This window comes from Streptomyces sp. NPDC012508 (assembly GCF_042902595.1).
In the GTDB taxonomy this organism is placed as follows: Bacteria; Actinomycetota; Actinomycetes; order Streptomycetales; family Streptomycetaceae; genus Streptomyces.
In genome coordinates this window covers 626,608-641,119 of sequence record NZ_JBIBEO010000001.1, presented here as the reverse complement: position 1 = coordinate 641,119, position 14,512 = coordinate 626,608, and the positions used below count along the sequence as shown (strand labels likewise).

Here is a 14,512-nt window from a genome sequence, read left to right as displayed (position 1 = left end):
GATGATGTGCCGATCCCCGCCGCGCATCCTTCTCGCCCACGGGCACGTCGACCGGTCTCCGGGAGAAATGCCGTACGCGCTCCGATGGTTCTCGCCGTCCGGGGTACACGGGCCGGCATGGCACCGAAGACTGATCACCTCACGTCCTTGCGGGCCGCGCGGCAACTGCGCCGGGTCCGTGCCTTCTACGCGGCAGGCTTCCTTTTGTGGGCGGCCGCGGCGGTGTGGACGGGACGGGCGCATCCCGGGAGCCGGCAGATGTGGGTCTCCGTGCTTCTCTCGGTGATCTTCGCCGCCCTGCTGGGCGCGGCCTCCCATTGGCTCCGACGCCTTCGACCGGAAACCGGCCGCGAGCCGGCCCATCACGCGGCGCCGCGCCACGCAACCGCTCCGCGACCCGCCCTCGTTCCACGAATGACGGCTGCGCCCCGAAAGGCAGCGCGTCCCCGACAGACAGCGGCTCCGCGGCACGCCGGCGCCTGATGCGCCCGCTCGCCGCCTCGCTCGCCGCGTCGGTCGCCCCGGCGCGGCCCGAGGCGGTTCTTCGCGTCCCTCATCCTCCTTCTGCGGGTGGCCCGTTGGAGTTCTCCATACGTCGCAGGCGAGGCGCCGGAGGGCAGGGGCGTTACTGAGGGCTCAGTGCCGCACGAACGGCAGATCCCCCGGCTGCACCCGCTCGCGCGGACCCGCCGCCTGCAGCACCACGTCCAGCACCCGTGCCGGGTCAGCGGCGTACGCGTGGGAGAACCACGCCATGTTGGCCTCCACCACGGCCCACCGGTGGCCGGGGCGGTACGGGTCGCGCAGCTGTCCGACGTCCACGACGACGGCGCTCGGCAGGGCGGGGCCGGCCGAGGCGACCAGGCGGTCGACGAACTCGGCGATCTCCTCGGCGATGGCCCCGTGGCTGTCGAGCGGACGTGGGTCGAGCCGGCCGAACACCGCGTACCGGCTGCCCGCGGCGATCCGTCCGTCGAGCAGGAACATCCGGTACTCGGCGGCGAAGGTCACCACCTCGGAGAGCAGCACCGGTGTCGCCGGGTCCAGATCGGCGGGCAGCCGGGAGCCATCGGCGTAGACGTCCGCCGGGAAGGACTTGTCACGCGGCGGCTTGACGAACATCGGCCGCTCGACCGCCCACGCGTCGGCGACAGTGGCCGCACGGACCTCGCGACCGGTGAACTCCTCCGGCAGCTCGGCAAGCCAGTCGTCCGCCGGTTCGAGCAACGCGAACCCGAGCCGTCCGGCCAGCCGCGCCCCCGCCGTACCAGTGGGCCGGTCCCACCGCCGCGCCGGTCTCCTCCGCCGCCAGGACCACCATCCCCCGCGCCGCGGCCTCAACGGCCGACAGCTCCATCGTCGACGTCCGCCGCCCGGGCATGACCAGCACCGCTTCCTCCTCCGAACACGTGCAAAGCCGCCACGCCAGACCTGTCCCCTCCCAGCCGCACGCGAGTATCAGGGCCCGCGGAGCAGGTCCGACACACGCTCGCGCACGGACCGAGTGTTCGTCACAAGACGACGGGCCGGCATTCCAGGGGCTGATCGACCCTTCGGCAGCCGGCGGGTCCCGCCCCTCGGCCGGACGATGAAGTCGTCGGATCGTCCACCCCCTTCGGGCTCAACGGAGGGTTCACCGCAGGGCTTCACCGGAGGGGGCCGCCCGGGGAAGACGGGATCAGGACATTCCCCGACGGCCCCGGTCGGCCCCGCACCCCGTCGGCCTGCGCACCGGTCGTACGCAGGAAACGGTTCCGGCCCCGGCGCCCCGGAGTGCGCCCCCTGTGCGCCCGGTGCCGCGTTCTTGCGCGGGAGACAAGGGCAGAGGGGTGAGGGGCTGATCGCGGCATGCCCTGCGGGTATGCCGCAGACCGAAGGGGTGGGGAATGGTACGGGTGACGGTGGTGTACGAGGCGCAGCTCCTGCGTGCCGCGCTGGTGGATCTGCTGCGGTCGGACGCCGGGGTCGTGGTCGTCTCCTCGATGTCCCAATGGCCACAGGAGCCGGAGTCCGTCGCATCGGCGCCGGACGTGTTCGTCGCCGACGCCGAGTGTCTGCCGCCCTCCGGGGCGGAGCCCGACAGCGCCGTCGCATCGGTATCGGCGTCACTCTCGGGCGGTTCGGCCCTGCTGGCGCTGGTCCCCGCGCAGCGGCCCGGTGTGCTGCGCCGGGCGCACGCGGCGGGGGCGACCGGTTTCGTCGACAAGAACGGTTCGAAGAGCCGATTACTCCATGCCCTGCACCGTGTCGCCAAGGGTGAACGTTTCATCGACGACGGGCTCGCCCTCGGGTTCCTCCAGGCCGCCGAGATGCCTCTCACCCGGCGTGAGCTGAGCGTCCTCTCGCTGGCGGCCAAGGGAGCGCCCGTCGGTGAGATCGCCGCGACGCTGTACCTCTCCAAGGGAACCGTCCGGAACTACATGGCGAGCGTCATCCGCAAGGTCGGCGCACGCAACCGGGTGGACGCCATCCGGATCGCCCAGGGGGCCGGGTGGACCTGACCGCCGCCGCGTGACGTCTCCGCGGGCGCGGTCCCTGTTCAGTGCCGGACGTTCCAGTGCCCCACCAGATCGCGGTAGAGAGCCGACCGTACGAGCAGGTCCTCGTGCGTGCCGCACTGGACGCGGGTGCCGTCGAGGACGAGGATCCGGTCCGCGCGCAACGCCGACGACAGCCGGTGGGCGACGACGACCAACGTCCCGGGCCGGGCGCGCAGGGCGTGTTCGGCGGTGGCCTCCGCGACGGGGTCCACGTGGCAGGTCGCCTCGTCGAGCAGCAGCAGCGGGGCCGGGGACAGGTGGGCGCGCGCGAGGGCGACCAGCTGCCGTTCGCCGAGGGACAGGGCCTCCGGCCGCAGCGGTCGGTCGAGCCCGCCGACGCGGTCGACGAGCGGTTCCAGCCCGAGGGCCCGTACGGCGTCGTCGACGTCGGACGGGCCCGCGTCGGGCCGCAGATAGCGGAGGTTGTCCCGCAGGGTGCCCGTGAAGACGTACGCCTCCTGCGGGATCAGTACCCGCAGGGCGGCGAGTTCGGCCGGCCGGTACTGACCGGCGGGGCGGCCGGAGAGGCACACGTCGCCCCGATCCGGCGTCAGCAGGCCTGCCGCGACCTGCAGGAGGGTCGACTTCCCGATGCCGCTCGGGCCGACGACCGCGATGTGCCCCCCGTCCTCGACGGTCAGGTCCAGAGCGTCGAGGACGGCACGGGCGCCGGGACCGTACGCGGCTCGCACGCGGCGCAGCTCCAGGGCCGCCGTCGCCCGATCCTCCGGGCCCTGTCCGCGCGCGGGGAGCGTGGCGGAGGGGGACGGGAGGGCGGGTGGTGATCCGGGGAGCGGACCGGTGAGCCGGTCGAGGATGACGAAGAGACGCGCCCCCGCGGCCCCCAGGACGGTCATGAGCGTGTGCAGGGCCGGCAGCAGCGCCTGGAGGACGTAGGTGAGCGCACCCACGAGGGCGCCCGCCGTGAGGCCCTGGCGAAGGAGCCACGGGGTTGCCGCCAGGAGCAGGAACACGGGCAACTGGCCCGCCGTCGCCACGCACAGCGTACGGACCGCCGCCCAGCGGGCCATGGCGCGCTGGGCGGCGGCGGCCTCCTCGGTCGCACGGCGGTTCCGGGCGGCGGTCGGCTCCTGGGTGCCGCAGGCGACGATGTCGCGCAGGGCGGCACGGGTGATCTCCGCGCGCCGTCCCACGGCCTCGTCCGCGTCGAGGTAGCGGTGCTGGGCTCGCGCCATGGGCCGCAGGGTGGCGGTGAACAGGATGAGGCCCAGGACGAGCGGCGGAAGGACGACGAGGAGGAACTGCGGCGCGAGGGACACGAGGCCGACGAGGGCTCCGGCGGCGACGAAGACGAAGGAGCGGGCGGCGAGGACCAGCCCGGCGAAGCTGTCCCGGGCGATCTCCGTCTGGCTCGTCAGGCGTGACACCGCGGTCGTGTCCACGGCTCCACCCCGGGCGGTGGCAGCGCGTAGTGCGCGCGCGACCGACCGCCGAACCAGGTGGTCGCGCAACGGTTCCGTGAGATGCGGGAGTTGGGCGAAGACGCCCCGGACGACCGGCGCGCCGAGCAGGATGGCCACGGCGGCTCCCACGAGCCAGAGAAGGCCGGTGGCGGTGGCACCCCGCAGGAATCCGTCGTCCAACGACCGGGCCACGCAGAACCCGCCGAGGAACGTCTGCGCGGATTCGGCCGCGGACCATGCCGCCAGTTTGGCCAGGACGCGCTTGCGGCGGCCGAGGAACCCGCGTGCCGAAGCCATGACCCGCCGGGACGTCCCCTCGACGGCCGGGGCGGGTTCGACGGTGGCTGCTGCCGGCCGGGGACCTCCCGTGGCCGACCCGAGCTCTCCCGCTGCCGGTCGGGGTCGTCCCGTAGCCGGCGGCGGCTTCGGATCCGTCGTCCGTCCCGCGTCCGCTCCCGGGTTCACTCGCCGCTCCCGAGGCCGTCGCGGGCGGACTGCCCGGCGGGACGCGTGTCCTGTCGGGCGGCTCGCCCGGCAGGGCGGGTGTCCGTCGCGACCACGGGGTCAGGAGTGGACGGCGTGCCCGGGGCGGCAGGCGCCCCCGCCCCCGTGCCGGCAGTCCCCGCCTCGGCCCCGCCCCCCACCGAGGCGACCGTCCCCGTGGGCACCGCAGACGCCTCGGTCAGGAACACGGCGCGGTAGTCCGGGTCCTCCCACAGCAGGTGGTGCGGTGCGCATCTCCGCACCCGTCCGGCCTCGAGCCAGACCACCCGGTCCGCACGGGCCGCCGTGGAGACCCGGTGAGCCACGATGAGCTTGGTGCACGGCCGCAGCGACGTGGCGAGGGCGAGCTCCACCTGCCGTTCGGTCGCCGTGTCGAGGCTCGACGTCGCGTCGTCCAGGATCATCAGCCGCCCGGCACCGATGAACGCCCGTGCCAGGCCGAGTCGTTGACTCTCGCCGCCGGAGAGCGGCGCGTCGTCGAGGGGTGTGTCGTACCCCAGTGGCAGCAGGCGGATGAAGGTGTCGGCGCTCGCGGCCCTGGCGGCGTGTCCGACTTCCTCCGCCACGGCTTCGGCCGTAGCCGTAGCCGTAGCCGTAGCCGTAGCCGTAGCCGTAGCCCGGCCCTGTGCGGGCCCGAGCCCCGTGGCGATCGCGGAGCGGACCGTGGCGGCGGCACCGCTGTCGAATACGGGACGCGCGAAGGCGTAGGCCGTCGACCCGCGCAGTTCCGCGCGGCCCAGCTCGGCCAGGTCGACCCCGTCCAGGAGGACGCGCCCTTCGTCGGGGTCGGTCAGCCGGCCCGCGACGGCGGCCAGCGTGGACTTGCCGGCGCCGGAACGGCCCACGACGGCGACCGTCGCCCCGCCGTCGATCGTGAGCGTCACGTCCGTGAGCAGTGGGACGCCGTGGCGTACCACTCCCACCCCCCTCAGTTCCAGTTCGCCGGGCCTGTCGGCCGGCAGGGCGGCGGAACCGTGGGCCATCGGCGGGAGGTCGGCCAGAGCGGCCGTGCGGCGGCCCGCGCTGCGGGCCCGGACCAGCGTGCCGAGCGGGGCCGCGATGCCTCCGATGCCGGCGGCGAGGGCGGCGTACCGCGAGGCGGCGAGCAGGTCGCCGATGCTGAGGTCCCCCGCGGCCAGTCTGGCCCCCGCCACCGCCACGACCGCCGTGGTGAGCAACGGGAGCAGGACGCCGCTGCGGGCCACGGCGCGGCCGTGGACGAGCCACATGCGCGTTCCGTGCCGCGCCATGTCCTCCAGCGGGGCGAGGATGCGTTCCTCCTCGCGGCGTGCCGTGTGCGCGGCGGCGATGGTCCGCGCACCGCTCAGCGCCTCGGTCAGGCGCGCGGCGATGGTGCCCTGCGCCTGCTGGTAGCGGCCGACCGAGTCGGACGACTGGTGCGCGAACGTACGCAGCAACAGCAGGAGCAGCGGCAGGCCGGCCGCGAAGACGGCGGCGGTCCAGGGGTCGATCAGGGCCAGCGCGACGAGGGCGCCGGCCGGGACGAGGACGGAGGACACCGATGTCGTGAGGGCCGCCGGTGCGGCGCCGCTGTCCGTGGCGTTGACGCACAGTCGGGCGGCGACGTCGCCGCCCGAGAGGGGCGCGGCCCGGTGAGGGGCGGTGCCGAGCAGACCGTTCAGTGCGCGGAGGCGGACCCAGGCGGTGGCGCGGGCGGTGGTGAGCTGGGTCAGCAGGACCGCGGCGGTCTCGAGCAGGACTTCCGCGGCGAGCAGTACGGCGGCCCATGCCAGCCACGTACCCGCGCCGGGTCGTTGGTGCAGGAGCAGGTCGAGCGCGCGGCCGGCGACGGCGGGGACGGCGAGCGCGCAGGCCGCACCGGCGACCGAGCAGACGAGCAGCACCGCCGCGCTGCCCGCGGTGTGCCGTACGGCGCCGCGCAGCAGCCGGTCGGACCCGGTCGGCGAGGCCATCCGATGCCCTTTCTCCTGGCGGGTACGGCAGGGGTACGGCGGGTACGGCGAGAGCGGTGAGTGCGGCGAGCATGGCGGGTGGTCGCCGGGCGGCCGGCCTCGGCGGCTCCGAAGGCCCGCGCCCAGGGCCCACGGCCGGTGCCCCGGGAGCTTCGCTTCCGGGGCACCGTGACTTCGCGTCGCCCGCCTCGGCGGCCGTGCGTGGAGCCGGATCGGGTCAGTTACAGGTCGTCACGCTGAGGCTGCTGTCCCCGCAGAGCAGCAGGCTCGCGCGGCTGCCGGTCTCGACGTCGCCGACGGCCTCGTCCTTGGGGGTCTCCAGCGACTGCAGGTCGAACAGGTTCATGATCGTTTCCTTTCGTGTGGGGACGGTGGTGCTGTGCGACCCCGGAGCGGGGCCGGTTCGTGGGGCCGCCGAAGCGGCGGGAGGAAGGGCAGGTGTGCCGGGCCGTCGCCCAGGGCTGCCGAGAGGGCCAGCAGGACGCCCGCCGTGCCGGTGGCGACGTCCATGGAGAGCCGCATCATCTGTTCGCCGGGGAAGGCGAGATGGCCTCGGTAGGACATCGCGTGCCAGGTCAGGCAGCCGATCTGGCGGCGTACGTCCTCGGGCGCCGTGCCGGGTCCGCCGGCGTTCGTGCGGGCGAGGTGCAGGACCATCCCGGCGACGCCGCGGAAGAGGCCCGGCTGGGCGTAGAAGGTGGCCTGCGCCGCCTGCACGATGTCGCGCCGGGCCCGGTCGAGGGTCTCGTCGTGGCGGTGGAGGAGGTAGTCGTCGATCACCATGCCGATGCCCACGCTGCCTGCGCCGAGGTACGGCATCGTGCGCCAGCCCTCGTCGACCTGCAGGGTGCCGGAGACTCCGCGCACACAGCGGGTGAGGTCGTCGTGGAGCGCTTCGGCGGCGAGGTCGAGGAGCGCGGTGTCCCGGGTGCGTTCGTAGAGCCGTACGAACAGCAGGGCTCGGCCGGCGGCGCCGTGCAGCAGTCCGGTCCGCACCCGGCCCGGCGCCGCATCCACGGACCCGGCGGACGCGGCGGGCGGGCGGGCCGCCAGTTCGGCGCACCTCAGCGCCGCCGCGTGCAGGCCGGTCTCGCCGGTGGAGGTGGCCAGGGAGTCGAGGGCGAGGCCGATTCCGGCGGTTCCGCCGTGGAGGTCCGGCGCGAGGGCGACGTGGTCCTGGGCGAGGACGAGTTCGGCCAGCTCGAGGGCGGACGCCGTGTGCCCGAGGCGTTGGAGGGTCCAGGCGATGCCGGTGAGCCCGTCGTAGAAGCCGAGCGGCGTGCCGGACTCGGGCTGCTTGGCGTACCGTAAGAGCTTCTCCTCCGCGGCCGGACATCGTGCGGCCCCGCTCTCGTGCAGGGCATGGAGGACCCCCGCGGTGCCGTAGGCGACGGACATGCCGCCCCCGGCAGTGGCGAACTGGGCGATGTCGCCGGGGAAGAAACGGTCCTCCCGGTCGGGCGTCGCCGACGCCAGGATCGCGTGGACCATCGAGTCGCGGCTGTGGGGCCACTGCGCCGGCTCCACGGGCAGGAAAGCGGAGCTGCTGCCGACGGCGCCGCCGAGTGCGGTGACGCCCCGGGGGAGTGGGGCGCTGTCGTGAGGCCGGGCAAGGTCGGGTGGCGAGGCGCCGACAGGGGTCGGTGCGCCGGTACCGGCCGAGGTGTCGGTGCGGACCTCGTTTCCGGTGCGGGTCGGTGCGCCCGTGCGGGCCGAGGTGCCGGCGGGCTGGCGCACGATCTCCCGTACCGCGGCGTCCAAGAAGCCGGGAGGCAGGGGGAATTGCGCCGCCGCGACCTCCGCCAGATGGGCGGCCTTGGCCCGGTCCACGGCGAGCAGACTCGTGAGCGGGACGAACAGGGCGATCCTCAGACAGGCGAGTGCGTAGCGGTCCACATCGAAGCCACGCCGGTCGGCGGGTGCGACGAACGCCGGGTTGGCGACGGTCTGCCGGCCGCCCTGTGCGGCCGGCTGGGCCGCCTCGAAGTCCAGAAGCACCACGGAGCTCTCGTCCTCGGACACCATGATGTTGAACAGGTGCAGGTCGTTGAAGACGATCCCCCGTGCGTGCACCGCGGCCACGGCCTGCTCGACGAGACCGTGGATCCGCAGGGCCCAGTCCGTGTACTCGGCGAGCCGCTCCGCCGACGGTTCGGCCTCCATCAGGGGATGCCTGCGGGCGAAGAAGGTGTTGAGCGGCCTGCCCTCCACGAATTCGAGGGCCAGGAAGTGGTGGTCGCCGAGGGTGAAGCTGTCGAGGACCTCCGGTGTGCAGTCGAGCCCGGACAGCCGTTCCAGCGCGCTGCGTTCGCGGTGCAGCCGGGTGACGGCGTCGGCCCCGTCGGCGGCCAGCCCGGCGAACGGACGTGCCTCCTTCAGGACGACCCGACGGCCCGTCACGCGGTGCCGCGCCTCGTACACGCCCCCGCCGTTGGAGAAGTGCAGTGCCTTGTCGATCTCGTACGGCATCTCCTGCACCGTCACCGCGGCTCTCGCCTCGAGGTGCGGGCGCAGGAACGACGGCGGAGTGACCCAGTCGGGCACGCGGAAGACGGGCCCGCGCGCGTCGGGCACGAGGGTGCCGGTGCCGTCCTCGATGGCCGGCCTCAGCTCCCCGTGTGCGTCGTAGCAGTGGCGGCGGGTGAAGCTGCCGTACCGCAGGTGCACGGGGCCCTTTCCCCAGCGCAGATCGCTGAGGACGTACGGGCCGGGCTCGCCGTCGAGCAGGTGCGCCAGGTCGGTCGCCAGACGCTCGCACTGCTCGTCGTCGGCCGGGTACACCGTGATGAACTTGCCGCTGGCGGCGCGGTCCGCGTACTTGGCGTTGCGCTGGTGCAGCAGGTACCGGCTCGGCACGAACTTGAACGCCACCTCGTGCCGCAGGCAGTGTTCCCGGACCGTGTCGAGGACCCGCTCCGCGTTGTCGAGGCAGGCCGAGACGTGGATCTTCCAGCCCTGCGACGGGAGGTTGCGGCCCAGCGGACGCAGGGCGAGCCAGTCACCCGTCCGATGGCTGGTCCACCCCCCGGGGACGGGAAGAGCGGCGGCCCGGTAGAGGGAGTCGCCCGCTCCGTCGGCGAAGACGAGACGGTGCGGCGCGTCGTAGAAGTGCCGGTCTGCGTCGCAGAAGACCGCGTACCCCTTGTTCACAACGCACTCCCTCGGTCGGTGACGGACACGACGTTGTCACGCCCCCCGAGGGCCCCGACAGTCGCCGCTGTCACGTCTCGGATGTGCAGTACGCACAGGTAACCGCAGCTCCCCGGGGGCCTCCTGAGGACGCATCAACCGGTGGTGTCGGCCTGGGGGCGGCAGGCTCGGTCGGGGGCCTGGTGCGTGCCGGACGTCGGGAGGCCGAGGCTGAGAAGGTCCGCCTGGCTGATCCGCCTGGCCGAGCAGGCGCGGGTCCGGGCGGTGCGGTCGATGGAGGCGGTCTGGGGGACGGGGGACCGCGAGTTCGACCACGGGTACCGCTCGCGACGGAGACCGCGCGGAAACCCGCTTGGCGACCCGCAACGACCGCTGCTACGTTTCCGGAGGCCGTGCGAGAGAACGAGGAGGTGGTACCCGTGAACGCAGCAACGACATGGGTGCTCTCCTCCGGGGTCACGGTCGGGCGGTAGGTCGTCCGGGAGCGCCGTGCAACAGCACTCCCGAAAGGCACGACCATGGCCCTTCGCTTCACTTCCGAGCAGCGTCTCGACGACGGCGTCCTCGAGCGCGAATTCACCCTCGGCGAGATCCCCGGCACCCTGTGGACGCCTGAGTCCGCCACACCGGCCCCCCTGATCCTGATGGCCCACAACAACGGCCTGCCCAAGAGGGAACCCCGGCTGGTGGCCCGGGCACGGCACTACGCGGCGTACGGCTACGGGGTGGCCACCATCGACGCCGCCGGGTGCGGTGACCGACCTCGTTCCGCTGCCGACGAGCAGGCGCGCGCCGACCTCGGCCGCGCGATGCAGGCCGGCGAGCCCGTCGACGAGATCCTCGAGTCCCTGGTGGGCTCGCTGGTCGAGAAGGCGGTCCCGGACTGGCGAACCACCCTCGACGCCCTCCTTGAGCTGCCCGAGATCGGCGGCCCGGTCGGGTACTCGGGGTGGACCGCAGTCGGCATCCGCCTCGCGGCGGTCGAGCCGCGCCTCGCGGCCGCCGGCTTCTTCGCCGGGGGTTACGTGCCCCGAGCCCAGCGCGAAGAGGCCTGTCAGGTCACCCTTCCGCTGCTGCTCCTGCTGCAGTGGGACGACGAGGGGAATCCTCGGCGGCGAGCGCTGGACCTGTTCGCGCCTTCGGCAGCAAGGAGAAGACGCTGCACGCCAATGTGGGCGGGCACGTCGGGACCCCGTGGTTCGAGGTGGAGGACGGGGGGCGGTTTTACGACCGGCACCTGAAGTGAGGCGGCGGGGCCGTCCGGCAGGCAACAAAAGGTGAGCGATGCCGCCGGTCCCGACCTTCCCCGGCGCTCTGCACCGCGGGCCCCTGCCCACTCGGCAGGGGCCCGCGCTGCCCGACGTCACGAACTCCTCGAAAGCCGAGTTTCTGAGTGGACCCCCAGCGGCTGTTCTCCTGGGCCGGTGCCCCGGCGAGCTGGCCCATGCGCACCGACCCCGGCGGGAGCCGGGGCCTGGACGACTACTTCACCCGGGACTTCTCGCACAACATCGGCGCAGAGATCATGGGTCGCAACAAATTCGGGCCCCAGCGCGGGCCCTGGTTCCTCGACGCCGACCTCGTCGACACCCTGCACGTGGCGGTCTCGCCGATGAAGCTCGGGGCCGGACTACGACTCTGGGAGTCATCCGACGAGCTGCTCGACCGGTTCCATCTGGACGTGGTCCCCAGCCCGAGCGGGGTGACACACCACCTGTTCTGGCGAAAGTGACCGGTTCTCAGGGCGGTGCGGCCGGCCTGTGCCGGCTCAGTTCTGCTCCCTGCGGCCGGCCCTCCCGATCGATCTCACGCGTGTCCTTCCGGTGCGGGCCGGGGGCCGATCGCGCGCGAGGGCGACGCCCTGGCCCGTGTCGTCACCAGTGCGACACTGGAGGAGTGACAGAAGCCGGACGACAGGCGGAGCAGCGCTTGGAGCGCGCCATCCTGGAGCTGCTGGAGAGGCGTGGTCCGTCCGCGTCGATCTGCCCCTCCGACGCCGCGCGAGCCGTGTACACGGGGGACGACGACGGCTGGCGCGCGCTCATGGAGCCCGCTCGCCGCGCGGCACGGCGACTGGTCACGTCCGGCGAGGTGGAGATCACCCAGGGCGGTCGCCCCGTCGACCCGGCGGACGCCCGAGGCCCCATCCGTATCCGCCGCGCCGGATGACGTGGGCCCCCGGTAGGACGCCGAGCTCTGGCCCGACCCGGCCACCGCCCTCCACGGGCCACCACCACCGCGACCGCACACGGCGTCCTGGGGGCAATCACGACGAACGGATCGTCGTCGCACGTCCCGGAGCGCGCCCTTTGACCCGCGTCCCGTGAACCGCGTCGCGCAAGGTCCTGTCCCCGTCCCCCGGAGATCCGCGGCCGACCCGGCGCTGCCTGACCCTCCGCTCCCGCCTCACCGTGGGCGTGATCATGCCGTCTTTTCCGCCACCTGATCGGCTCAGCAGGACCTAGAGTGTGCGCGTGACCGAGCAGAATCCCGAACTCATCGCCGGCCGGTACCAACTGGTCGAACGCATCGGCCAAGGCGGCATGGGCCGGGTCTGGCGTGGCCTGGACCAGCAGCTCTTCGGGCGCGAGGTCGCCGTCAAGGAGATCCTCTTCCCGCCGGGCCTGGACGACGGCGACCGAGCCGCGCTGCTCAGGCGGTTCACCAGCGAGGCCCGCGCAGCGGTCACTCTCAGCCATCCCGGCGTCATCACCGTGCATGACGTGGTGGAGCATCACGGCGCCCCCGTCATCGTCATGGAGTTGATCCGGGGGCAGTCCCTGGCCGCCGCCATCAAGGAACGGGGCCGACTCCCCGTACGACGGGTGGCCGAGATCGGCGCCGCCATGCTCGACGCGCTGGCCGAGGCTCACGGAGCGAGGATCGTCCACCGCGACATCAAGCCGGACAACGTCCTGCTGACCAAGGACCGCGTCGTCCTGACCGACTTCGGCATCGCCCACCTCGCGGACGCCACGACCAAGCTGAGTCACAGCGGGACCGTCATCGGCACGCCGCAGTACATGCCGCCGGAGCAGCTGGAGGGCAAGCGCCCGACGCCCGCCAATGACCTGTGGGCGCTCGGCGCCACCCTCTACCACGCCGTCGAGGGGCACCCGCCGTTCGACGCTGACGGGCTCCACGCCCTCGCCGTGGCCGTGTTCACCCGCCCGCACCGGCCACCGGTCCACGCCGGCCCGCTGACCCCCGTGCTCGACGCGCTTCTCACCAAGGACCCGGCGCAGCGCGTGAGCGCCGCGGATGCGGCCGAGATGCTCGCGTCGGTGCTGCGCTCCTCCCCACCCCGGACCGACGCCTCCGTCGTACACGGACCGACGCAGGAAGACGGGCCGACGCACGACCACGACCCCGGACGCGAACCGGCGCCCACTCCGACGCCCGCTCCGCGGGTGCCCACCCCGACGCCCGATCCGCGGGTGCCCGCGCCGGCACCCGATGCGGCGGCGGAGCACGCTTCCGCTCCGACGAGGCCGCAGCAGCCACCGACGCCGTCCCCACCCACCCCCACGGTCCAGGACTCCGGCTCCGCCAGCCCCCCGCACCACCCCGTACCGGACCGGCCGTCCGCGCCGCCCGCCTCCCCGGCCGGCGACACGGTCACGCTCGGTGCGACGGCCACGTCGGAGCACGTCGAGCGGGCGTCCGCCCGGCGACGCCCCGGCCTCACCCGGCGCTCCGCGATCCTGGGCACGGCGCTGGCCGTGCTCACCACCGGCTCCGTCCTGACCTGGACCCTCACCCGTGACGACGACGCACCCCGCGACGGGGCAGCCGGCAGCGGTGCGGGGGCCACGTCCGTCACGGTGGTGATCGGCGTGGACGCACCACTGAGCGGCGGACTGTCCTCGATGGGCGCCGGTGTCAGGAACTCCGCCGACCTGGCGGTCAGGACCGCCAACGAGTCCCGGCACGTCCCCGGCGTCACGTTCGAGATCAAGGCCCTCGACGACGAGGCCGACCCCGCCAAGGGCGCACCCAACGCCGCCCAGTTCGTGGCCGACGACAAGGTGCTGGGGGTCGTCGGCCCTCTCAACTCCGGTGTCGCCCGGACCCTGGTGCCGCCGCTCGCGCGGGCGGGCGTGGTCAACGTGTCACCGGGCAACACCGACCCCGTTCTGACGTTGGGCCCCGACTGGGCCGCGGGCACCAGCTCCCGTCCTCACGCCACCTACTTCCGTACCATCGCCACGGACGTCGCCCAGGGGCCGTTCGCCGCCCGTCACCTGCACGGGGCGAAAATGACCAAGCTCTACGTGATCGACGACGCGAGCCCCCACGGCACCGCTGTCACCGCCGGCCTCACGGCCGAGTTCACCAAGCTCGGAGGGAACGTCGTCGGCACCGAACAGATCGATCCCGCGGAGCGCGCCTTCGCGGGCCTCGCCGTCAGAGTGCGGTCCTCAGGCGCCGACGCCGTCTACTTCGGCGGCTACTACGACGCCGCGGCGCCGCTCTCCCAGCAGCTCAAGCAGGCGGGGGTGAGCGTCCCCCTGATGGGCGGCGACGGCATCTTCGACCAGCAGTACCTCACGGCGAACCCGGAGGCCGAGGGCGATCTCGCGACCAACATCGGCCTGCCCGCGGAGGAGTCGGAGCCAGGGCGGGACTTCCTCGCCCGGTACGAGAAGGCGGGCTACCCGCAGGAGGCCGGCTGGTACGGGCCCTACGCCTACGACGCGACGTGGACCCTCATCGAGGCGGTGAAGGCCGTCGTGACGGCCAACGGCGGCACCCTCCCCGACAACGCCCGGGCGAAGCTGGCGGAGGCCGTCGCCGGGTCGGCCTTCGACGGTGTCACCGGCCGTGTCGCCTTCGACGAGTACGGCGACACGGTCAACCGCCGGCTGACGGTGTACACGGTGAACGCCGGCAGCTGGAAGGTGGTGACGAGCGGCCCCGCCGCCCCCTGACACCCGTCCGAGGGACAGGGCCCGGAGCC

Annotated in this window: 7 protein-coding genes and 3 pseudogenes; 5 read left to right on the top strand and 5 right to left on the bottom strand. The window is 73.5% G+C overall.

Annotated features, from left to right (window positions below; all coding sequences use genetic code 11):
* Nucleotides 1-636: 636 nt before the first annotated feature.
* Nucleotides 637-1,357: pseudogene (locus ACFY8U_RS02645) on the bottom strand (ATP-grasp domain-containing protein).
* A gap of 529 nt (nucleotides 1,358-1,886) precedes the next feature.
* Between ACFY8U_RS02645 and ACFY8U_RS02640 the strand changes: the two are divergent.
* The gene (locus ACFY8U_RS02640) at nucleotides 1,887-2,501 is read left to right on the top strand and encodes a LuxR C-terminal-related transcriptional regulator (protein ID WP_389564649.1); all 615 of its coding nucleotides are present in this window, start codon (nucleotides 1,887-1,889) and stop codon (nucleotides 2,499-2,501) included.
* A 38-nt stretch (nucleotides 2,502-2,539) separates the two neighbouring features.
* On the opposite strand, the gene ACFY8U_RS02635 is transcribed toward ACFY8U_RS02640, so the two are convergent.
* From ACFY8U_RS02635 to lanKC, 4 genes are all read right to left on the bottom strand, one after another.
* A complete protein-coding gene (locus ACFY8U_RS02635) occupies nucleotides 2,540-4,261 on the bottom strand; it encodes an ATP-binding cassette domain-containing protein (RefSeq protein ID WP_389564646.1) in 1,722 nt (573 codons plus the stop codon).
* 164 nt (nucleotides 4,262-4,425) lie between these two features.
* Nucleotides 4,426-6,402, bottom strand: a complete 1,977-nt coding sequence (locus tag ACFY8U_RS02630) for an ATP-binding cassette domain-containing protein (protein WP_389564643.1) — start codon at nucleotides 6,400-6,402, stop codon at nucleotides 4,426-4,428.
* 217 nt (nucleotides 6,403-6,619) lie between these two features.
* A complete protein-coding gene (locus ACFY8U_RS02625; RefSeq protein ID WP_260227011.1) occupies nucleotides 6,620-6,748 on the bottom strand; it encodes a SapB/AmfS family lanthipeptide in 129 nt (42 codons plus the stop codon).
* Nucleotides 6,745-9,552 (bottom strand): class III lanthionine synthetase LanKC, encoded by a 2,808-nt coding sequence (gene lanKC / locus ACFY8U_RS02620; RefSeq protein ID WP_389564639.1) that lies wholly within the window; start codon nucleotides 9,550-9,552, stop codon nucleotides 6,745-6,747. Before lanKC ends, ACFY8U_RS02625 begins: the two co-directional genes overlap by 4 nt.
* A 518-nt stretch (nucleotides 9,553-10,070) precedes the next feature.
* Here lanKC and ACFY8U_RS02615 point away from each other — a divergent pair.
* The 4 genes and pseudogenes from ACFY8U_RS02615 (at nucleotide 10,071) to ACFY8U_RS02600 (ending at nucleotide 14,483) form a co-directional block, all read left to right on the top strand.
* Nucleotides 10,071-10,798 (top strand): annotated as a pseudogene (locus tag ACFY8U_RS02615) (alpha/beta hydrolase).
* A gap of 147 nt (nucleotides 10,799-10,945) precedes the next feature.
* Nucleotides 10,946-11,284: pseudogene (locus ACFY8U_RS02610) on the top strand (deaminase); the annotation flags it as partial.
* 164 nt (nucleotides 11,285-11,448) lie between these two features.
* Nucleotides 11,449-11,721, top strand: a complete 273-nt coding sequence (locus ACFY8U_RS02605; protein WP_389564636.1) for a DUF3253 domain-containing protein — start codon at nucleotides 11,449-11,451, stop codon at nucleotides 11,719-11,721.
* Nucleotides 11,722-12,026: 305 nt separating this feature from the next.
* Nucleotides 12,027-14,483 (top strand): bifunctional serine/threonine-protein kinase/ABC transporter substrate-binding protein, encoded by a 2,457-nt coding sequence (locus ACFY8U_RS02600; protein WP_389564633.1) that lies wholly within the window; start codon nucleotides 12,027-12,029, stop codon nucleotides 14,481-14,483.
* Nucleotides 14,484-14,512 lie beyond the last annotated feature (29 nt).